Source organism: Cupriavidus sp. DL-D2 (assembly GCF_039710735.1).
Lineage (GTDB): Bacteria > Pseudomonadota > Gammaproteobacteria > Burkholderiales > Burkholderiaceae > Cupriavidus.
This window is the reverse complement of record NZ_JBDKXK010000018.1, coordinates 101,497-120,817: the sequence shown is the minus strand read 5'-3', so window position 1 is coordinate 120,817 and position 19,321 is coordinate 101,497. Positions and strand designations below refer to the sequence as shown.

Annotated in this window: 19 protein-coding genes; 8 read left to right on the top strand and 11 right to left on the bottom strand. The window is 64.9% G+C overall.

Features of this window, described 5'->3' with window-relative positions:
* The first annotated feature begins 61 nt into the window (after nt 1-61).
* From ABDB81_RS12755 to ABDB81_RS12745, 3 genes are read left to right on the top strand one after another with little or no spacing between them, the layout of a single operon-like run.
* The gene (locus ABDB81_RS12755; protein ID WP_137923302.1) at nt 62-502 is read left to right on the top strand and encodes a VOC family protein; all 441 of its coding nucleotides are present in this window, start codon (nt 62-64) and stop codon (nt 500-502) included.
* Nucleotides 503-515: 13 nt separating this feature from the next.
* The gene (locus ABDB81_RS12750; RefSeq protein WP_346811381.1) at nt 516-1,259 is read left to right on the top strand and encodes a 16S rRNA (uracil(1498)-N(3))-methyltransferase; all 744 of its coding nucleotides are present in this window, start codon (nt 516-518) and stop codon (nt 1,257-1,259) included.
* Nucleotides 1,260-1,284: 25 nt separating this feature from the next.
* Nucleotides 1,285-1,905 carry a YidB family protein gene (locus tag ABDB81_RS12745; RefSeq protein ID WP_137923304.1) on the top strand — a complete coding sequence of 207 codons (621 nt, stop codon included), beginning with the start codon at nt 1,285-1,287 and terminating at the stop codon, nt 1,903-1,905.
* Nucleotides 1,906-1,983: 78 nt separating this feature from the next.
* On the opposite strand, the gene ABDB81_RS12740 is transcribed toward ABDB81_RS12745, so the two are convergent.
* The 3 genes from ABDB81_RS12740 to ABDB81_RS12730 form a co-directional block, all read right to left on the bottom strand.
* A complete protein-coding gene (locus ABDB81_RS12740; RefSeq protein WP_137923305.1) occupies nt 1,984-2,592 on the bottom strand; it encodes a barstar family protein in 609 nt (202 codons plus the stop codon).
* A complete protein-coding gene (locus tag ABDB81_RS12735) occupies nt 2,589-2,933 on the bottom strand; it encodes a ribonuclease (RefSeq protein WP_160473300.1) in 345 nt (114 codons plus the stop codon). The genes ABDB81_RS12740 and ABDB81_RS12735 overlap by 4 nt, the downstream gene beginning before the upstream one ends.
* 399 nt (nt 2,934-3,332) lie before the next feature.
* Nucleotides 3,333-5,657, bottom strand: a complete 2,325-nt coding sequence (locus ABDB81_RS12730) for an NADP-dependent malic enzyme (RefSeq protein WP_137923306.1) — start codon at nt 5,655-5,657, stop codon at nt 3,333-3,335.
* Between the two features lie 284 nt (nt 5,658-5,941).
* Between ABDB81_RS12730 and thiL the strand changes: the two genes are divergently transcribed.
* The 3 genes from thiL (at nt 5,942) to ABDB81_RS12715 (ending at nt 8,163) form a co-directional block, all read left to right on the top strand.
* Complete coding sequence (thiL, locus tag ABDB81_RS12725) at nt 5,942-6,943, top strand: thiamine-phosphate kinase (protein ID WP_249359054.1); 1,002 nt, start codon at nt 5,942-5,944, stop codon at nt 6,941-6,943.
* A gap of 106 nt (nt 6,944-7,049) precedes the next feature.
* On the top strand, nt 7,050-7,622 hold the full coding sequence (locus ABDB81_RS12720) for a phosphatidylglycerophosphatase A (protein ID WP_346811378.1): 573 nt from the start codon (nt 7,050-7,052) through the stop codon (nt 7,620-7,622).
* A gap of 43 nt (nt 7,623-7,665) precedes the next feature.
* Nucleotides 7,666-8,163, top strand: coding sequence for a CinA family protein (locus ABDB81_RS12715; RefSeq protein ID WP_346811376.1), 498 nt, complete (start codon nt 7,666-7,668; stop codon nt 8,161-8,163).
* 82 nt (nt 8,164-8,245) lie between these two features.
* Here the strand turns inward: ABDB81_RS12715 and pyrF are convergent, their stop codons facing one another.
* Nucleotides 8,246-9,064 (bottom strand): orotidine-5'-phosphate decarboxylase, encoded by an 819-nt coding sequence (gene pyrF, locus ABDB81_RS12710; RefSeq protein WP_137923310.1) that lies wholly within the window; start codon nt 9,062-9,064, stop codon nt 8,246-8,248.
* Nucleotides 9,065-9,183: 119 nt separating this feature from the next.
* Here pyrF and ABDB81_RS12705 point away from each other — a divergent pair, with 119 nt between their 5' ends.
* Together ABDB81_RS12705 and corA are read left to right on the top strand one after the other, a co-directional pair.
* Nucleotides 9,184-10,068 (top strand): EamA family transporter, encoded by an 885-nt coding sequence (locus ABDB81_RS12705; protein ID WP_346811374.1) that lies wholly within the window; start codon nt 9,184-9,186, stop codon nt 10,066-10,068.
* A gap of 486 nt (nt 10,069-10,554) precedes the next feature.
* On the top strand, nt 10,555-11,517 hold the full coding sequence (gene corA, locus ABDB81_RS12700; RefSeq protein ID WP_137923312.1) for a magnesium/cobalt transporter CorA: 963 nt from the start codon (nt 10,555-10,557) through the stop codon (nt 11,515-11,517).
* A 60-nt stretch (nt 11,518-11,577) separates the two neighbouring features.
* On the opposite strand, the gene mtgA is transcribed toward corA, so the two are convergent.
* The 7 genes from mtgA to mpl form a co-directional block, all read right to left on the bottom strand.
* Complete coding sequence (gene mtgA / locus ABDB81_RS12695; RefSeq protein WP_346811460.1) at nt 11,578-12,279, bottom strand: monofunctional biosynthetic peptidoglycan transglycosylase; 702 nt, start codon at nt 12,277-12,279, stop codon at nt 11,578-11,580.
* Between the two features lie 75 nt (nt 12,280-12,354).
* Nucleotides 12,355-13,233: a shikimate dehydrogenase gene (gene aroE / locus ABDB81_RS12690; RefSeq protein ID WP_346811372.1), complete on the bottom strand. Its 879-nt coding sequence runs from the start codon at nt 13,231-13,233 to the stop codon at nt 12,355-12,357.
* Nucleotides 13,233-14,162 carry a TonB family protein gene (locus ABDB81_RS12685; RefSeq protein ID WP_160472963.1) on the bottom strand — a complete coding sequence of 310 codons (930 nt, stop codon included), beginning with the start codon at nt 14,160-14,162 and terminating at the stop codon, nt 13,233-13,235. Before ABDB81_RS12685 ends, aroE begins: the two co-directional genes overlap by 1 nt.
* A 142-nt stretch (nt 14,163-14,304) precedes the next feature.
* Nucleotides 14,305-16,425, bottom strand: coding sequence for an RNB domain-containing ribonuclease (locus ABDB81_RS12680; RefSeq protein ID WP_137923315.1), 2,121 nt, complete (start codon nt 16,423-16,425; stop codon nt 14,305-14,307).
* A 145-nt stretch (nt 16,426-16,570) separates the two neighbouring features.
* A complete protein-coding gene (locus ABDB81_RS12675; RefSeq protein ID WP_346811458.1) occupies nt 16,571-17,209 on the bottom strand; it encodes a chorismate lyase in 639 nt (212 codons plus the stop codon).
* A gap of 17 nt (nt 17,210-17,226) precedes the next feature.
* Nucleotides 17,227-17,826, bottom strand: a complete 600-nt coding sequence (locus ABDB81_RS12670) for a YqiA/YcfP family alpha/beta fold hydrolase (protein ID WP_137923316.1) — start codon at nt 17,824-17,826, stop codon at nt 17,227-17,229.
* A gap of 15 nt (nt 17,827-17,841) precedes the next feature.
* Nucleotides 17,842-19,239 (bottom strand): UDP-N-acetylmuramate:L-alanyl-gamma-D-glutamyl-meso-diaminopimelate ligase, encoded by a 1,398-nt coding sequence (gene mpl / locus ABDB81_RS12665; RefSeq protein WP_160472965.1) that lies wholly within the window; start codon nt 19,237-19,239, stop codon nt 17,842-17,844.
* Nucleotides 19,240-19,321 lie beyond the last annotated feature (82 nt).

The following is a 19,321-nucleotide window of genomic DNA, read 5'->3' as shown; positions in this document are numbered from 1 at the left end:
TTCCTCCCGATCGCCGCCGAGCGGCCGGGACTTCCTCCGAGCCACCCTCCGGGAGACCAGCATGCCCAGACCGTCCAACACGCCCTGGCTGACGCCCTACCTGACGGTTGCCAGCGGCCGCGCCGCAATCGATTTCTACCAGCGCGCGTTCGGCTTCACCGCCGGCCATGTGGTCGACGAGAACGGCGTTCCGACCCACGCCGAATTGCACTACAAGGGCGAGCTTGTCGTGATGTTCGCGCCCGAAGGCGCATGGGGCAGTACCGCGCGCACGCCCCGCTCCCTTGGCGTCGAGGCGTCTCAGACGTTCTATGTCTATTGCGACGATGTCGATGCCATGTATGCGCAGGCCATTGGTGCCGGCGCGGTCAGCGTGATGGCGCCCGCCGACCAGTTCTGGGGCGACCGTTACTGCATGGTCGAGGACCCTGACGGCTACCGTTGGGGCTTCGGCACGCCGCTGCCGAAGGCCGCGGACGTCGATCCCTCGTCCGAATCCTGATCTTTCTTTCCTGATGCCACCTAGATTTTTTGTCGATGCAGCGCTTGCTGCCGATACCGTCGTGGAGTTGCCCGACACCGTCGTACGTCACGTCCATGTGCTGCGCCTGTCGCCCGAAGACCCCATCACGCTTTTCAACGGTCAGGGCGGCAGCTACAGCGCCACGCTCGCGGAGATCGGCAAGCGCAGCGCATCGGCCCGTATCTCCGCCCATGACGCCACCGAGGCCGAACCGCCTTTTGCGGTGACGTTGGCGCAGGGTCTGGCAGGCGGCGACAAAATGGACTGGCTGATCGAGAAAGCCGTGGAGCTTGGCGTGGCGGCGATCCAGCCGCTGCAGGCCCAGCGCTCCGTGGTGCGGCTATCCGGCGAGCGGGCTGCCAAACGCCAAGCCCATTGGCAGGCCCTGATCGAGGCGGCGTGCGAGCAATGCGGACGTAACCGCTTGCCGGCGCTGGCGCCGGTGTCTACCTTTGATGCATGGCTTGCGGCGGCGCCTGCTACGGGCAACCGGCTGCTGCTGTCGCCGCGTGCCGTAGCGCCCCTGCCCGAGCTTGCACGAACTCACGCCGATGCCTGGCGTGCCAAGGGCGTGACGTTGCTGATCGGCCCCGAAGGCGGGCTGTCGCCCGAGGAAGAAGCAGCGGCGCGCCATGCCGGTTTCATCGGTGTGTCGCTGGGGCCGCGTATTCTGCGTACCGAGACGGTGGGCCTCGCGTGCCTCGCCACGCTGAACGCCATCCTTGGCGGATTCTGACCAGGACAGGTCAAAGGAGTCGAATATGGGACTACTCGATAGCGTGCTGGGCGGAATGCTCGGTCAGGGCGGCGGCCAGCAACAAGCCGGCGGCGGAGGGATGAATCCCAAGCTCATGATGGCGCTGGGCTTGCTGGCGATGCTGGCGATGCGTAACAAGAGCCAGGGTGCGGATGGCAGCGTTGCCCCCGCCGACGCCGGCGATGCGGCGGGCGGTGCCCTCGGCGGCCTGGGAGGACTCGGCGGTCTTGGCGGCATGCTCGGCGGCATGCTGGGTGGCGGCAGCGCCCCGGCCCCGGGCGGACTCGATCTCGGATCGCTGCTGGGCGGACTGCTCGGCGGTCAGGGCGATGCCACGAACTCGGCGCAGGCGATGGGAGCGGCCGCTGGCGGTATCGGCGCGTTGCGCGACATACTCGGCCAGGCCGGGCTGGGCCAGCAGGTCGATTCCTGGATCGGCACCGGCGGAAACGAGGCCGTCAGTGCAGCCGACCTGCAGGGTGCGCTGGGCAATACCGGTGCACTGCAGTCGCTGGCCGAAACGACCGGGATGTCTTCCGACGACGTGGCGGCGAGCCTCAGCGAAGGCCTGCCGGAACTGATCGACCGGTTGACGCCGGGCGGCCAGCTACCGCCTGCAGCCTGAGCCGGTGCAGCGCTGGCGCAGGACGCAAAAAAGCCCGCTGGTGACAGCGGGCTTTTTCATTGCGGCCGGGGAAGGCGTTCAGGCGAACGAGTAGAACACCCGGAACTGCACCTTGCGCTCCAGCCAGAATTCGGCGGCGTCACGGAACACGTCCAGCAGCACCTCACGCGCTTCCTTGTCGAACTTGAGCGCAATCGGCAAGCCTTCGAGCACGATTACAAAACCGGGTTGCGGACCGGCCTTGTAGATCATGTCGGTCAGGCAATCGGACAAAGCATCGAAGTTCTTGCCGAAATGCTTCGGAAACGTGAACTCGGTGGCGATGCGCTCCAGGATCTCGGCCTTGCTGGCGCAATCGGCGCAGTTGGCGTAGAGGAAGTGCTGGTTCAGCGCCGTGGCCGCCTGGGCCAACTCCGGCACGCGGAACGCGCGGATCGACTGGACGATGTTCGGGCGCACCGTCTTGAACAGATTCATGGCTCCCTCGTTGGTACCGTCGTCAGCCCACGTGGCAATGGCCGGCGAGCAGGTAGGCGGCAGTGGGTGCGTCAGATCCTGGCGCGGCATCATCAGCACATTGTCGTAAAGGTTCTGGGCCTGATGGTGGGCCCTCTGCCAGCCATCTCCGGCGCCGCGCTCCTCGCGGGCGGCAAGGGCGTCGCCCAATCCGAAAATGTCAGTCATCATTTGGTTATCCGTTTGAAACTGTTGTAGTGGTCTTCCGTGTAATAGCAGTCGTTGGCGGCGCGTTGATCACCACCGCAAACAATCCGCTTGGCTCCCCGATTCCGGCTCTTGCTGTTCTTGACGGTGTATTCGCGGTAGTAGCCACGAGATTGCGTCGGCAGGTGCCGTTCGTAGTTGCCGAACCGCGAACCATCCTTGTCATACGGAAACGGGCCGCCCGACTGGATCAGCTCCAGCGTCTGCCGCGCCTCGTTTGGCAACTGCGGGGCCGCGATGGTTCCCACCACCCCTTCCACATCCGCCACGGACGACCGCTTCGCGACGGCGCCCTGCGGCGACATCGCCAGCGCGACGGACAATGCCGCACCGGCCAACGCGCAGCCCAGGCTCCGCGTCAGGTTCAGGGACTGCCAAGTTGACTGCCGCTGCGACTGGCTCGCGAGATTCCGGGGACCCACGTTATCGAAAATGATTGGGGAAAGTGGCGGGGCGCGCGTGGACGAACGCCTGCATTCAAAGGCGTAAGGTTACGCGGATGTCGCGCATTAATCAATCCCTGCGCTCTGGACCGCCGAAATTCCTCAATTGTTTCAATGTGTTATTGAAATGTGTGCGCATACTAACCTTGCGGACAAGACAGGCTGGCGCACATGAAAAAAGCCGGGCAAGCCCGGCTTTACGACGCGGCATCGGCAATGACTTAGCCGATGCGCGTGATGCGAAGAGAATATCGCTGCGTGTCAGACCTTGGCAGCGGCATCCACCACGACCAGAGCGGTCATGTTGACGATACGACGCACCGTGGCCGACGGGGTCAGGATGTGCACCGGCGCCTTCACGCCGAGCAGGATCGGACCGATCGCCACGTTGTTGCCGGCCGCCACCTTGAGCAGGTTGTACGAGATATTGGCGGCGTCGATGTTCGGGCAGACCAGCAGGTTGGCTTCGCCCTTGAGCGAACCGTCCGGCACCAGTGAATCTCGCAGCTTTTCGTCCAGCGCGCTGTCGCCATGCATTTCGCCGTCGACTTCCAGTTCCGGTGCACGCTCACGCAGGATGGCAAGGGTGTCGCGCATCTTGCGGGCCGACGGTGCTTCGGACGTACCGAAGTTCGAGTGTGACAGCAGGCCCACCTTCGGCTCGATGCCGAAACGCTTCAGCTCCTCTGCAGCCATGATCGTGATCTCGGCCAGCTCGTCGGCGGTCGGGTCCACATTGACGTGCGTATCCACCAGGAAGATCTGGCGGCCCGGCAGGACCAGACCGTTCATGGCCGCGTACACCTTGTTGGTGCCGCCGAGTACCTGGTCGATATAGCGCAGATGGGCAGCCGTGGTACTGACCGTGCCGCAGATCATGCCGTCGGCCTCGCCCTTCTTCAGCAGCATCGCGCCGATCAGCGTGGTGCGGCGGCGCATTTCCAGCTTGGCGTACTGCTGCGTGACACCCTCGCGGGCCATCATGCCGTAGTACGTGTCCGAATAGTCGCGGAAGCGCTCGTCGTGCTCGGGGTTCACCACCGTGAAATCCGTACCCATGCGCAGGCGCAGGCCAAAGCGTTCGATGCGGTGCGCCAGCACAGCCGGACGACCGATCAGGATCGGGTTCGCCAGCTTTTCATCGACGATCACCTGCACCGCACGCAGCACGCGCTCTTCCTCGCCCTCGGCAAAGACGATGCGCTTCTTCTCCATCTCCACCTTGCGCGCAGCCGCGTAGATCGGCTTCATCAGCGTGCCCGAGTGGTACACGAACTGCTGCAGTTGCAGGCGGTACGCGTCCATGTCCTCGATCGGGCGCGCGGCCACGCCGGACTTGGCGGCGGCCTCGGCCACGGCCGGTGCGATCTTGACGATCAGGCGCGGATCGAACGGTTTCGGGATCAGGTATTCCGGGCCGAACGACAGGTCCTGGATACCGTAGGCCGAGGCCACGATATCGCTCTGTTCCTGACGGGCCAGTTCCGCCACGGCGTTCGCGGCGGCGATTTCCATCTCACGGGTAATCGTGGTGGCGCCGCAGTCCAGCGCGCCACGGAAGATGAACGGGAAGCACAGGACGTTGTTGACCTGGTTCGGATAGTCCGTGCGGCCCGTGGCCATCACGGCGTCCGGGCGGATTTCCTTGACCAGTTCCGGCATGATTTCCGGATTCGGATTGGCCAGCGCCAGCACCAGCGGCTTCTCGGCCATCTTCTGCACCATCTCCGGCTTCAGCACGCCAGCGGCGGACAGGCCCAGGAAGATGTCGGCGCCGTCGATGACTTCGGCGAGCTTGCGCTTGTCGGTCTTCTGCGAGAAGCGCGCCTTTTCCGGGTCCATCAGTTCGGTACGGCCTTCATAGACCACACCGGCCAGGTCCGTTACCCAGATGTTCTCGATGGGCAGGCCCATGTCGACGAGCAGGTCCAGGCAGGCCAGCGCTGCGGCGCCAGCGCCCGAGGCCACGAGCTTGACCTTGGAAATGTCCTTGCCAACCACCTTCAGGCCGTTGATCACGGCGGCGCCCACCACGATGGCGGTGCCATGCTGATCGTCGTGGAAGACGGGAATCTTCATCCGCTCGCGCAACTTGCGCTCCACGTAGAAGCACTCCGGCGCCTTGATGTCTTCAAGGTTGATACCGCCGAACGTGGGTTCCAGCGAGGCAATGATATCGACGATCTTTTCCGGGTCCTTCTCGTCGATTTCGATGTCGAAGACGTCGATGCCTGCAAACTTCTTGAACAGGCCGGCCTTGCCTTCCATGACCGGCTTCGACGCTGCGGCGCCGATGTCGCCCAGGCCCAGCACGGCCGTGCCGTTGGTGATCACGCCCACGAGGTTGCCGCGCGCGGTGTAGCGGAAGGAATTGGCCGGATCGGCAACGATTTCCTCGCAGGCAGCGGCCACGCCCGGCGAATACGCCAGGGCCAGGTCGCGCTGGTTCGACAGCGGCTTGGTGGGGGTGACTGAAATCTTTCCGGGGGTCGGAAACTCGTGGTACTCGAGTGCGGCCTTGCGCAGCGCCTCACGCTGCTGCTGTTTCAGATCGTCTTGGGACGGGGGCTGCTGAGGGCTTGTCATCTGCGCATCTTCCGATCGGTGGAGCCACACTGAATAACACGGGCGATGAGTACGGGCCGGCTCCACGAACCCGTTTGTCTCCGCCTGGGGCGCTATAAGAATTGCGCATTTTATATTGTGAAATACTCTTTCACAATAAGCGTTTTGCGCGGGGCACCTTTTCGATTCGGTACAATATGCCGCATGCCGGTGGGCTTGACCAGCCGGAATGTCTCAGCATTTCCACTGGTCTTCGAACTCCATCCCCCACCATCCCCGCCCGCCAACGGGTCATCCCACGCTCCATGCCTGCCCCGAGTCCCGCCTCTCCGGCCGTCCAGCCTGCCCAGCTCTCCGAATTCGACCTGATTCGCCGTTTCTTCACGCGCCCGGTACGCAAGGCTGTGCTGGGTGTGGGCGATGACTGCGCGCTGATCGAGCCGCGCCCCGGCCACCAGATCGCCATCAGCTCCGACATGCTGGTCAGCGGCCGCCATTTCTTTCCCGACGTGCCGCCGCACTCGCTGGGACACAAGGCCCTGGCGGTCAATCTGTCGGATCTGGCGGCGATGGGCGCCGAGCCGCGCGCCTTCACGCTGGCGCTGGCGCTGCCCGAGGCGGACCCCGCCTGGCTGGAGCCGTTCGCGGCCGGCATGCTGGCGCTGGCCGATGCGCACGGCTGCGAGTTGATCGGCGGGGATACCACCAAGGGACCGCTGACCATTTCGATCACTGTGTTCGGGGATGTGCCGGCGCGCCAGGCGCTGCGCCGTGACGCTGCGCGCCCCGGCGACGATATCTGGATTTCCGGCACGCTTGGCGACGCACGACTGGCGCTCGGTGATTGCCGTGGCGAATGGCTACTGCCCGAGCCCGATTTCACCGTGATCCGTCCTCGCATGGACACCCCTACGCCGCGCGTGGCGCTGGGGCTGGCGTTGCGGGGCGTGGCTCACGCCGCGCTCGATATTTCCGATGGCCTGATCGGCGACCTGGGCCACATCCTCAATCGCTCTTCGGTGGGTGCGATCATCGATGTGGACGCGCTGCCACGGTCTCGCATCCTGTCTGGCCAGCCCCTGGCGTGCCAGCGCGAGTGCGTGCTGGCCGGTGGCGACGACTACGAACTCTGCTTTTCGGCACCGATTGGCGCCCGTGAAGCCATTGCCGGCATCAGCCGCCAGCTCGATCTTCCTCTTTCGCGTGTCGGATCAATCACCCCGGAGGCGGGCCTGCGCATCGTCGATGGTGACGGTAATCCGTTCGACTACACCGGCACATCGTTCGACCACTTCGCAGCGCCCTGATACCTGCCTGACACGGGCCGCAAGCCGTGTCATGATGCCGCCATGCGCGTAGCGGGAGCCACCGCGTGCGCGCAATAGATAACAAATACAGACGAGCTATTTCTTGATGTCCGCCTACCCCCCCGGTGCCGCGCCGAGCGACCCCGTAGAACCCGTCACGCTGGAAGCTGGCCAGACTGCCAGAATCACGCGCCCCACCGCGCGCTTCATGCTGGGCCATCCGGCTCGTCTGATCGCACTCGGGTTCGGCTCCGGCCTGTCGCCCGTCAGCCCCGGCACGGTGGGCACGCTCTACGGCTGGCTGTCGTTTGTCGTGATCTCGATGTGGATCGAACCGACGACCTGGCTGTACATCATTGCCGCCGGTTTCGCCATCGGGATCTGGGCCTGCCTGCACACGGCGCGCGACATGGGTGTCTACGACCATGGCAGCATGGTCTGGGACGAGATTGTCGCGTTCTGGCTGGTGCTGGTGTTCGTCACGCCAACCGGCTTCTGGGGCCAGTTTGCAGCCTTCGCATGGTTCCGTTTCTTCGATATCGTCAAACCGGCGCCAATCCGCTATTACGACCGCACCCTCAAGGGACCGGGCTTTAACGGCGCGTTCGGCGTGATGTTCGACGATATCTTCGCGGCGTTCTACACGCTGCTTGTGTTCGCACTGTGGCGTTCGATCTGAGCGCCGCCCGCTTCCGCACCGTTTATCCACTTAGAGCCGCGCCATGTCAGTCAGCCGCCTGCTAGACCAGCTTGCCATCCAGGCCGGAACCGTCCTCGCGGAACGTTCTCTCATGCTCGCCACGGCAGAGTCCTGCACGGGCGGACTGGTCGCCGCTGCCATTACCGATGTGTCGGGATCTTCGGGATGGTTCGAGCGCGGCTTCGTGACCTATTCGAACGAAGCCAAGTCGACGATGATCGGCGTGCCCGCCAAGGTGATCCGCGACCACGGGGCGGTCAGTGAAGAGGTGGCGCACGCCATGGCCGAAGGCGCGCTGCTGAACAGCCGTGCGCAAGTGTCACTATCGATCACCGGCGTGGCCGGACCCAACGGGGGCACACCCGAGAAGCCGGTAGGCATGGTCTGCTTCGGCTGGAGCAACCGCATCACCACCCGCACCGACACCCAACGCTTCAAGGGCGACCGCGCCCAGATCCGCAGGCAGGCGGCGGAGCATGCCATGCGCGGGTTAATCGAGATGATTCGGAACGAGGAGTAACTCTGACAGCTGCTCGGAGTGCTCCCCTCTCCCGCCATGCGGGAGAGGGGAGAAAACCATCAGCAGGAGAGGCCCCGCTGGTTCAACCGTGCCGGTACCGGTTAATCAACTCCCTGGTCTGCAGCGCCGCATTGCGCGCTGCCACGGCAAAGTCCTTGTCCCGGCTCGCATAGAGAATAGCGCGCGATGAGTTAATCATCATGCCGGTGCCGTCAGCCGTGCGGCCAGCCTTCACGGTGGCTTCGATGTCGCCACCCTGGGCGCCGATGCCGGGGATCAGCAGCGGCATGTCGCCGACGATCTGGCGCACCTTGGCGATCTCGTTCGGGAACGTCGCGCCGACCACCAGACCCATCTGTCCATTGGTATTCCAGCGCTCGCGGGCGGCTTCGGCCACCACCTGGTAGAGCGGCTTGCCGTCGACCTGCAGGAACTGCACGTCCGAGCCGCCCGGGTTCGACGTGCGGCACAGCACGATCACGCCACGGCCCGGATGCGCCAGATACGGCGACATCGAATCGAAACCCATGTACGGGCTGACCGTCACCGCGTCGGCCTTGTAGCGGTCGAATGCCTCGATGGCGTAGTGCTCGGCCGTGGAGCCGATATCGCCGCGCTTGGCATCGAGAATGACCGGAATCCCCGGGTGCGCGTCATGGATGTACTCGATCAGTTGCTCGAGCTGGTCCTCGGCGCGCTGGGAGTGGAAATAGGCGATCTGCGGCTTGAATGCGCAGACCAGGTCGGCGGTGGCATCGACGATTTCGCGGCAGAACGAGAAAATCGCCCCGCCAGTGCTGGTCAGGGACACCGGCAGCTTGGCCGGGTCCGGATCCAGACCGACACACAGCAGGGAATCGTTACGCTGCCATGCGGCGGACAGCTGCTCGGTAAAAGTCATGAGGGGCTCGGTAAATCTGTATCGGGGGTGACGCCAATTCTACCCGCTGGCCCAACCCCTGGCGTGCTATTGTCTGCAGCTTCCGCTTAAAAGAGCGACAGTCTGCGTCGCCACGTCCCATGCAACTCGACCGCCGCGGTCTTCTCCTCCTCGTATTCCTCACCCTCGCCTGGGGCCTGAACTGGCCGATCATGAAAATCGGCGTCGCCCACTTCCCCGCCATGGGCTTTCGCCTGCTCTGCATGGCCGGCGGGCTGGTGGCATTGGGCCTGGCGCTGAAACTACGCGGCGATTCGCTGAACATTCCGCGTGCCACATGGCCCACGGTGGTCAAGCTGGCCATCCCGAACATGGTCATCTGGCACTTGTTCGCGATCTGCGCAGTCAAGATGCTGTCTTCGGGCCGGGCAGCCATCCTGGGCTACACCATGCCGATCTGGGCCGTGGTCTGGGGGCTCCTGATCTTCCGCGAACGCATCGCGTTGTCAGCATGGATTGGCATCGGCTGCGCGCTGACCGGCACCGTCCTGCTACTGTCCGGCGAGATTGCCGCGCTGACCGGCAGCCCGGCCGGCACGCTGCTGATGCTCGTGGCCGCCGCAGGCTGGGGCTTCGGCACCCAACTGATGAAACGCACCCCGCTGGACGTGCCCATCGGGGCGCTCACGTTCTGGATGCTGGCTGTCACGCTGCCGTTCCTCGCCATCGGCTCGCTGCTGTTCGAGACCGGCTGGCGCATGCCCACCGCCATCGAATGGGGTGCCATCGTCTACAACGCCGTGGTGGTCTTTGCGTACTGCCACCTGGTGTGGTTCGCGCTGGCGCGCAGCCTGCCACCAGTGGTGTCGAGCCTGTCGATCATGTTCATTCCCGTGGTCGGCGTGTTCTCCGGCATGTGGCTGCTGGGGGAGACGCCGCACTGGCAGGATTACGCAGCCATCGTGCTGATGTTCGCGGCATTGTCGTCTGTCATGCTGGCGCCGTTGCTGCGCCGGGGGCGCTGAGCGCCATCCGTACAACACCCTAGATTTCGCTTAACAAGCCCCCCCGCGTTGGATTACACTCGCGGCCATCAGAATCCCGGAGAAAGTACGTGGGCAGTAGCATCGGGTGTTCGGGTTGTCGCGACAATATCGCGCCATCGTCGGATGCCATGTCACTGCGGGCTGCGTAACGTCGAACCGGGCTGGGCCATCGCCCTGCCCTTCGCCGCGCTTGCCCGCAGACACCTGCGGGTGAGTGTCTTTCCGTTTCCCCCAGCGGCGGCCGCCACGGCTGCCGTGTCGCGCTTCGGATCTTCCCTCTCCCCGGCCAGCCAGCCATAACCAGGCAACAGGCAAACGCCATCGCCTTGCATCGCCACGCCCCTATGGCCGCGTGCATGCAGCGCGATCACGCTTGCCGGCCGCCCCATGGTTGTTGCCGATGCCGTGCCTGCGCCTGTCTCCGATGCCTCGACACAGCGCAATCAGTCACAAGGAAGTCTAGGGATGATCAATCTGTTCGTCCTGCAGAAAGGTCGGCTTGCCCAGGAGCAGGTCGACGAGCGCAATGAGCTGCTGCAGCACAAGCCCATCTGGATCGACGTGGTCAGCCCCGACGACGAAGAACTCGCGTGGATCAAGGAAGCCTACGGTGTCGTCCTGCCCGAACTGGAAGACCTGGGCGACCTGGAAGCGTCGGCGCGGTACTTCGAAGGTGAGGACGAGAATATCCACATCCGCACCGATTTCCTGCTCGACGAGGAGGAAGCGTCGCGTAACGTGCGCGTGGCCTTCGTGCTGACGCGCGATGTCCTGTTCTCCATCCACGACGAAGACCTGCCCGTGTTCCGGCTGGTACGGCTGCGCGCGCGGATGCGTCCCGGTTCGGTGCGCAACGCCAAGGACGTGCTGATGGATCTCTACGCGACCGACGCCGAATACTCGGCCGATTCGATCGAGGAGATCTACGAGCGCCTGGAAGAAGCCAGCCGCCGCGTGCTGGCCGAGAACGTGACCGATGCCGCCGCGGCCGATGTGCTGGAAACCATCGCCCGCGAGGAAGACCTGAACGGCCGCATCCGTCGCAATGTCATGGATACGCGCCGCGCGGTGTCCTTCCTCATGCGCAGTCAGTTGCTGTCAGCCGAGCAACAGGACGAGGCCCGCCAGATCCTGCGCGATATCGATTCCATCGAAAACCACACCGCGTTCCTGTTCGACAAGATCAACTTCCTGATGGACGCGACGGTCGGTTTCATCAACATCAACCAGAACAAGATCATCAAACTGTTCTCGGTGGTGTCGGTGGCACTGATGCCGCCCACGCTGATCGCCAGCATCTACGGCATGAACTTCAAGCTGATGCCGGAACTGGACTGGGCCATTGGCTATCCATGGGCGATCGCGCTGATGGCGGTGTCGGCCGCGATTCCGTTGGTGTATTTCAGGCGCAAAGGTTGGCTCAGCTAAGGGCGTGGCTCCCCTCTCCCGCCAGCGGGAGAGGGGAGCCAATAGCAGCGGATATCGGTACTAATCCGGCAGCGTCGCCGCGCCCATCCGTCTGGCGATGATCGACGCCTTCACGCGGAAGTTCACGCGTACGTTGGCGCAGTATTCCTTTTTGTCGAAGCATTTCGGCGCGGGCAGCGCTGCGGCGAGTCTTGCGGCCTGGCCTACGGTCAGCTTCGATGCCGAGGTGCGGAAGTAGTGCTGCGCGGCGGCCTCTACGCCGAACACGCCCTCGCCCCACTCCACTGAATTCAGGTAGATCTCGAAGATGCGCTGCTTGTCGAGCCACAATTCGAGCATCCACGTAATCGCCAGTTCCTGGCCCTTGCGTACGTAGTACTGCTCCGATGCGAGGAACAAATTCTTGGCCAGTTGCTGCGTGATCGTGGAACCGCCACGCACGATATGCCCGCGCTTTTTGTTGCGCTCCCATGCGTCGAGCATGGCATCGAGTTCGTAGCCGGGATGGTTGACGAAGTCAGCATCCTCACTGGCGATGACCGCGCGCTTGATGTTGCGCGACATCTGGTCGTAGCCCACCCACTGGTGATCGACCTTGCAACTCCAGACGTTGAACCCGCACAGCCGCCACTGCTCCGCGCGCATGAACGACGTGGACGAGGGATTCAGGTATTGCCACGCGCCAATCTGCAGGAAGAAGTACACCTGCATCGCCAGCACGCCGATGATCAGGCATTCGCCGAAATAGCCGATCCAGCGCAGCGGATTGGCGGCGCCGGACAATCTGGCCGAGGGCCGGGCGGTAGTGCTGCGCTGGCGGGCCAAGGCCGGCGTCTTTCAGCGATCGGCTTCGGCCTGCAGCGCAGCGCGCAGATCGGCCAGTACCGGTGCCGTGGCGGGCCGGACGCCGCGCCAGTTGTAGAACGCCTCGGCGGCCTGCTCCACCAGCATCCCCAGGCCATCGGCGGTCTGCGCGCCGCACCGGGCCGCGTGCGCGAGGAACACGGTCGGCTTGGCGCCGTACATCATGTCGTAGGCCAGCACACCTTCGCCAAGCAGGAAATCCGGCATCGGCGGCACTTCGCCCTGCAGGCTGCTGGCCGATGCGTTGATCACCACGTCGCAGCGCTCGTCCTCGGATAGCGCGTCGAGTGCATCCAGGCCACCGGCCCAGAGTTCCACCCCGTACTGGTCCGCTGCCTCGACGAATTCCTCGACCATATCGCTGGCCTTCTGCGCGGTGCGGTTGGCCACCACGATCCGCGACGGACGGCACTCGATCAGCGGCAGCATCGCCCCCATGGCCGCCCCCCCGGCGCCCAGCACGAGGATGCGTTTGTCTTCCAGCAGCACGTCGAGGTTGTCCTGGATATCGCGCACCAGGCCAATGCCATCGGTGTTGTCGCCATGGATCAAGCCATCCTCGATCCACATCGTATTGACGGCGCCAGCGGCTTCCGCACGCGGCGTCAGGCGGTCTGCCAGATCATAGGCCTCCAGCTTGAACGGCGTGGTCACGTTGAAGCCGTGGCCGCCTTCGGCCAGGAACTTGCGCACGGTGTCGGCAAACGCATCGAGCGGCGCTTCCAGGCGATCGTATTGCACCGCCTCGCCAGTCTGGCGCGAAAAGGCGGCGTGGATCGCCGGCGAGCGGCTGTGCGAAACGGGATTGCCCACCACGACGTAGCGGTCGGCGGATTGCTGTTCTGCGGTCATCAGCGTCCTTGCAGCCGGACGTCCAGCCCGCTGCGCGTAAACTTGAAAGTGGAAATGACTTCGAGGATGTCCTGCTTCGACTGCATCTCGGGCGTGAACGCGCCGAATGGCGCCGCCGCACGGACAATGGCCACGGCCTGACGGTCAAGCGCGGGATCGCCCGAACTCTTCGCCACGTCGATGGCCTCGATGTTGTAGCCGTCCCGGTTATAGCCGAGCTTGCCCTGGCGGTTGACGTTGATCACCAGGATCAACTGGCCATAGATGGGCTTGCCGTTTTTCTGCGGGAAATCGCTGGTGCCGCGTATCTCGATCTTGCGACGCAGACGATCGTAATACTGCGCATAGTCCACGGCCTGGGCGCTCGTGGCCGTCAGCTGCATGCGCTTCGGCCGCTTGGCATAGTGCTCGAGATTGCGGCCGATTTCCGCTTCCAGCCGGGCCATCTCGGTCGTGCTCGTGCGGTCGTCCTGCCCTCGCACCGGCGCCTCGGTTGGCTTGTCGCCGGGCTTCAGGGGCTGGCTGCGTACCGACGGCGCGGCCTCGCGTGACTGCGTCATCAGGCGGCGCTGCTCTTCCTCGAGCTGTTCGAGCCGGCGCTGCGTGAGCTGCATCAAATCGCCGTCGCGGGACTCGGTCTGCGCCGGCAGCGGCGTGGTGGCACGCTGCGCATCGTGGTCGCCGCCGCCATCGAGATTGGCCTGGGCCAGCACCGTCGGATTACGCGGCTTCTCGGCAGATTTGGAGTTGACCAGCACCACGTCGAGCTGCGGGTCGGAACGCTTGATCTCGAAGACTTCCGGCGCGGCGAACCGCACCATCAGCAGCACCGCATGAATGACTAGCGAGACGACAATCGCCTTGGCCAGCGTGCCGCTGGATTGCCACCAATCGCGCGGGTGGCGGGGAGCAGAGAGAACGGCGTTCACTGTGGTCAGAGGCTTGATGGAAGGCGAAAGGCGATCGGGCAGCGATCGTCGGACAGAATCGATACGTGCCGGCCACCCCACGGCGGGGGGATGGCCGGCGCAGACTCAGATTGTACGGGAGCCGCCCTGTTTGTCGAAGCGCTCAGGCAGCCGGACCGGGATCGGTGTCGCGTGGCGCCGACGCCTCGTCATCCGTCCCTTCGGGCGCGTCTTCGGCAGCGGCTTCCGCAGCATCCTCCGCAGCGGCTTCAGCGGCGGCTTCGGCCGACACCTCCGCCAGCACTTCATCGCCCTCGTCGCCCTCGTCGCCTTGATCGTTACCCGCCAGCTCTTCCTCGGGCAGTTCGCCTTCGCCGGCGAATACCTCAAGCACCCGACAGGAGACTTCGAGCGTGATCTCGTCGGTGGCGCCGATTTCGAGCAAAACCTGGGTGCCGCGCGCGGCCTGCGCCAATTCGGGCACGCGGGTCACCAGCGGAATCTCGGAGAAGCGCACCGCGCCTTCCTTGAGCGTGGTGGCCATCAGCTTGTCGCGGTTTTCCTGCTTGAGCCAGCGCAGGCACCAGTAACGTTCCATCGTGGACTGGTGATCGGCATAGGCCGCATACGTGCCTTCGAAATCCGCCACGGCGGCCAGCAGATCCGCATCCTTGGGCTTGAACGGAGCGACGAGCTTGGCGGTCACGCCATGCTGGGCCACGGCCAGGATTTGCCACTGGTTCACCAAGTCGACGTAGCGACGCAGCGGCGAGGTGCTCCACGCGTATTGCGCCACGCCCAGCCCCTCGTGCGGCGCGGGATAGGTCTGCATGCGCGTGCGATGCATGCCCCACGCTTTCTGCGTGCGGTAGATGCCCGGCACACCGTTGTCCGCCAGCAGCTTGCCCCACGTGCTGTTGGCCAGGATCATCAGCTCGGCCACGATCTTGTCCAGCGGCGATCCACGGCGGCGCTGCTCGATCCGCACGCGCTCGCTGCCATCGTCCTGCCGGTCGATGTAGAAATTGAAGTCCGCGCGGTTGTGCGATTCCGGACGCAGGCCGCTGGCGAGTCGCGCCTTCTGGCGCTCGTCGTGCAGGAAATTGGCCAGCCGGTACAGCTCGGTCAAAGCCTCGCGGAAGGGATAGTCGCCGGTGCCTGCGGCCAGCGCGGCCTCGGTGACCACATCCTCCAGCAGGTTGTGGCGCAGGTTGGCGGCAATCGGCACCAGTTCGGCACGCGATTCGCTGCCGAGGATGGTCATGCCATCGATGCCGTTCGGGTCGATGGTCACGTACAGCGACAGGGCCGGGCACGTGCGCCCTTCCTGCAGCGTGTAGCGATCCACCACGCTGTCGGGCAGCATCGTGATCTTGTCGCCAGGGAAGTACACCGTGGACAGACGATGACGCGCGATGGTGTCGAGCGCCTCGCCACGGCGGATGCCCAGGGCCGGTGCTGCGATGTGGATACCGATGCGCAGCTTGCCGTCGCCGAGAGGCGTCACCGACAGGGCATCGTCGATTTCGGTCGTGGTGACGTCGTCGATCGAGAATGCCTGCACGTCAGCGAGCGGCAGGTCATTCGGCGGCTCCGGCACGTCCACGTCGGGGAAGCCGGTGCCCTTCGGGAAGCAGTCTGCCAGGAACTTGGCTTCATGCAGCGCGCGCGGGCTTTCCACGCCGCCCACGGCCACCATCAGGCGCATCGGCGACATGCCCTGCGCCGTGCAGGCTGCATCCATCGCCTTGTATTCGAGGCTGTTCTTGTCGGGCTTGAACAGCAGTTGCAGCACCTTGCCGCGGAACACCTCGGGCAGCTTGCCGTCCTTCAGCTGCGCCTCGTACTCCGCCTGCAACAGCAGCTGCTGCTTCTTGCGCTCGACCGCCGCCAGCGCGGCCTTGAGTTGATCTTCCGGCGCGCGCGCATAGCGGCCACGGCCCTTGCGCCGGAAGTAGACGGGGTTGCCATGCAGCGCCATGGCCAGCGCGGCCTGCTGCACCGCGCCCGCATCGGCGCCGTAGTATTCGGCGGCGAGTTCGGCAAAGCCGAATTCCTCGGCCGGCGCGCATTCCCACAGGAAATCGAGATCGATCTCGGCGGTCAGGTCGCCGGTTTGCCGCACCATTTCGATTGCCGACGGCTGGGCGAACTGCAGCAGCACATCCTTTGCCTTGACCTTGGTGCGCTTGCCAGCGGGCAACTCCACCTGGTAGGCCTCGCCCTGTTGGGCAAGGACGGTGCCGGCGCGGATCTCGCCGCCTTCTTCGAACAGCAACTGCATGGATTGGACTTTCACAAGGGCCGGAACACGCTGCAACAGTGCGCGTTGGCGCACTTGAAGTCAGACGGCTCGGGCTGGATATTCGACCCGGGATGATACCGCACCGCGCCTTCGGCCAACGGGCCACAGGCGCGGCACTTCCAGGTCAGGGCCGCGCGTCCTGCTCCGGCAGGGCGCGGAAGGTATCGATACGGCGCGGCAGCCGTGTGCCGCCTGCGCCAGTACTGGGCGGTGCAGGCCGGCGCAGAAGATCCGGCAGAAAGACTTCCGTGACCAGCATGGCGCCGCCATCGCGCCGAAACACCGAGCGTCGCGCCGGCAACATCGGCACTGCGGCCAGGGCCGGCAGTACGCGCTGCAATGCCTGACGGAGCGGATGGTGCATCGACAGCCGGGCGAACTGGAATGGATCACGCCGCACGCGCGGGTCCACGAACAGCGCACCGCCCAACGGCCGGTTACCCAGCCCGCGCAGGAACGGCCAGTCGCGCCGCGCACGGTACGGATCGACGATGGTGTGTGCGAAGACCGCCGGTACATCGTCACAGATCAACAGCACTTCGCGGGTGATGACGGGCACGGGCCGGATCAGCCCCAATGCCTGCCACTCGTCCGCGAACGGCAAGGCCGGCGTCTGGGCAAGGCGGGTCACGCGAAACTGCGTCGCGGCCGACATCAGGCGGGCCGTCAGCGAGCCCTCCCCGACGATCCAGCGGCGCTGGTTCACGGGAATCGCGGCGTCATACGGTAAATGAGCGTGCCAGGCGGCGCGCAGCCCTTGCAGGGCCGTCATGCCGACCGTCATGCGTGCAGGCGTCCGTCGGGTGTGTAGCCGCAGAACGCCAGCACGTCGTCGACGTACTCGTCGAATTCCGAGATACCGTGGTCGCTGCCTTCGATGATCTTGATACGCGCACCCGGGCAGGCTTCGACCATCTCGCGATAGTCGAGCACTTCGTCACCGGTCGCCGCCAGCAGGTAGTAGCGCTCGGGCTGGGTGATGATGTCCACCCGCAGGTCGAGCAATTCCTGCAGATGCTCGCGCTTGACCGTCACCGAGCCGCCGCCGTGGTAGAGCGGCTGCTCGCCCAGGTACTTTTCCAGGTCAGTCCACGGGTGGATGGCGGGATTCAGCAGCACGGCGCGGCAGCCATGCTGCTCGGCCAGCCAGCGCGCGTAGAAACCACCGAGCGACGAGCCGACGATGGCGATATCGGTCTCGCCGCCGGCCCGCGCGCCGCGAATCGCAGCTTCCGCCTGAGCAATCGCCTGCGATGGCGAAACGTTGAGCACGGGGCAGGCGAAGTATTTCTCCAAGCCCCACTTACGCATTCGCTCCTGGACGAGCCGGGACTTCATCGATTGCGGCGAGGAACGGAAGCCGTGCAGGTACAGCAGCATCTTTGCTCTCGCCTCTTATGCGTTGTCGGTGCCGGCGTTGGCCGCGCCGATCGCATCGAGCAGCTTCTGATGCACGCCGCCAAACCCGCCGTTGCTCATCACCAGCACCTGATCGCCCGGCCGCGCCGCGGCACGCACGGCCTCGACCAGCGTCGGCAGATCCTGGAAGGCGCGAGCCTTGTCGCCCAGCGGCGCGAGCGCATCGCCCAGGTTCCAGCCCAGCGCGTCCTTGCCCGATGGCGCGCCATATCCAAACACGAGATCGGCGGCTTCCAGGCTGGCGGGCAGTTGCGCGGCCATGACGCCGAGCTTCATCGTATTGGAGCGCGGTTCGAGCACGGCCAGGATGCGGGCGCTGCCCACGCGGCGGCGCAGGCCGTCGAGCGTGGTCTGGATCGCCGTGGGGTGATGCGCGAAATCGTCATAGACGGTCACGCCATGGGCGACACCCCGGACTTCCATGCGGCGCTTGACGTTGGCGAAGCGGCCCAGCGATTCGATGGCCTGCGCGGGCGGCACGCCGACATGGCGGGCGGCAGCAATTGCCGCGATGGCGTTCATGCGGTTGTGGGTGCCCTGGAGGTCCCAGACCACGGTGCCGACCAGTTCGTCGTGGAAGAACACATCGAACGCATCCTTGCCGGTCGGTGCAGGCGCCTTGGCATCGCCTTCGCGCCAGTCGCCCACGCCGAACTGCTCCACCTCGCTCCAGCAGCCGCGCTCCAGCACACGGGCCAGCGCGGGTTCCACGCCATTGACGATCACGCGGCCCTGGCCGGGCACAGTGCGCACGAGGTGGTGGAACTGCGTCTCGATGGCGGCCAGATCGGGAAAGATGTCGGCGTGATCGAATTCCAGGTTGTTCAGGATGGCCGTGCGGGGACGGTAGTGAACGAACTTGCTCCGTTTGTCGAAAAAGGCCGTGTCGTACTCGTCGGCCTCGATGACGAAGAAATCGGAGTCCGTCAGCCGGGCCGAGATACCGAAGTTCTGGGGCACCCCACCCACCAGGAAGCCCGGGTTATAGCCGGCATCCTCCAGCACCCAGGCCAGCATCGACGTGGTGGTGGTCTTGCCGTGCGTGCCCGCCACGGCCAGCGTCCACTTGCCGTTCAGCACGTGCTCGCCCAGCCACTGGGGGCCCGACACATACGGCAGGTTGCGATCGAGGATGGCTTCCATCAGCGGATTGCCGCGCGACACCACATTGCCGATCACGAACAGGTCCGGTTCCAGCGACAGTTGCTCCGGATCAAAGCCTTCGATCAGGTCGATGCCCTGGGCTTCGAGCTGGGTGCTCATGGGCGGATAGACGTTGGCGTCGCAGCCTGTCACGCGGTGTCCCGCCTGACGGGCCAGCACGGCCAGGCCGCCCATGAACGTACCGCAGATGCCAAGGATGTGAATATGCATGGAGATGCTTCGGAAGCTTCAGAAAATGCGTGGATCCGCAGCGGCGACTGCCGCCGGGAGCAAAGAAGGGTCTGATTGTACC

Coding starts and splice junctions, on each gene's coding strand:
- ABDB81_RS12755 (WP_137923302.1), top strand. CDS start 62: ATGCCCAGACCGTCCAACACGCCCTGGCTGACGCCCTACCTGACGGTT.
- ABDB81_RS12750 (WP_346811381.1), top strand. CDS start 516: ATGCCACCTAGATTTTTTGTCGATGCAGCGCTTGCTGCCGATACCGTC.
- ABDB81_RS12745 (WP_137923304.1), top strand. CDS start 1,285: ATGGGACTACTCGATAGCGTGCTGGGCGGAATGCTCGGTCAGGGCGGC.
- ABDB81_RS12740 (WP_137923305.1), bottom strand. CDS start 2,592: ATGATGACTGACATTTTCGGATTGGGCGACGCCCTTGCCGCCCGCGAG.
- ABDB81_RS12735 (WP_160473300.1), bottom strand. CDS start 2,933: ATGTCGCCGCAGGGCGCCGTCGCGAAGCGGTCGTCCGTGGCGGATGTG.
- ABDB81_RS12730 (WP_137923306.1), bottom strand. CDS start 5,657: ATGACAAGCCCTCAGCAGCCCCCGTCCCAAGACGATCTGAAACAGCAG.
- thiL (WP_249359054.1), top strand. CDS start 5,942: ATGCCTGCCCCGAGTCCCGCCTCTCCGGCCGTCCAGCCTGCCCAGCTC.
- ABDB81_RS12720 (WP_346811378.1), top strand. CDS start 7,050: ATGTCCGCCTACCCCCCCGGTGCCGCGCCGAGCGACCCCGTAGAACCC.
- ABDB81_RS12715 (WP_346811376.1), top strand. CDS start 7,666: ATGTCAGTCAGCCGCCTGCTAGACCAGCTTGCCATCCAGGCCGGAACC.
- pyrF (WP_137923310.1), bottom strand. CDS start 9,064: ATGACTTTTACCGAGCAGCTGTCCGCCGCATGGCAGCGTAACGATTCC.
- ABDB81_RS12705 (WP_346811374.1), top strand. CDS start 9,184: ATGCAACTCGACCGCCGCGGTCTTCTCCTCCTCGTATTCCTCACCCTC.
- corA (WP_137923312.1), top strand. CDS start 10,555: ATGATCAATCTGTTCGTCCTGCAGAAAGGTCGGCTTGCCCAGGAGCAG.
- aroE (WP_346811372.1), bottom strand. CDS start 13,233: ATGACCGCAGAACAGCAATCCGCCGACCGCTACGTCGTGGTGGGCAAT.
- ABDB81_RS12680 (WP_137923315.1), bottom strand. CDS start 16,425: ATGCAGTTGCTGTTCGAAGAAGGCGGCGAGATCCGCGCCGGCACCGTC.
- ABDB81_RS12670 (WP_137923316.1), bottom strand. CDS start 17,826: ATGCTGCTGTACCTGCACGGCTTCCGTTCCTCGCCGCAATCGATGAAG.
- mpl (WP_160472965.1), bottom strand. CDS start 19,239: ATGCATATTCACATCCTTGGCATCTGCGGTACGTTCATGGGCGGCCTG.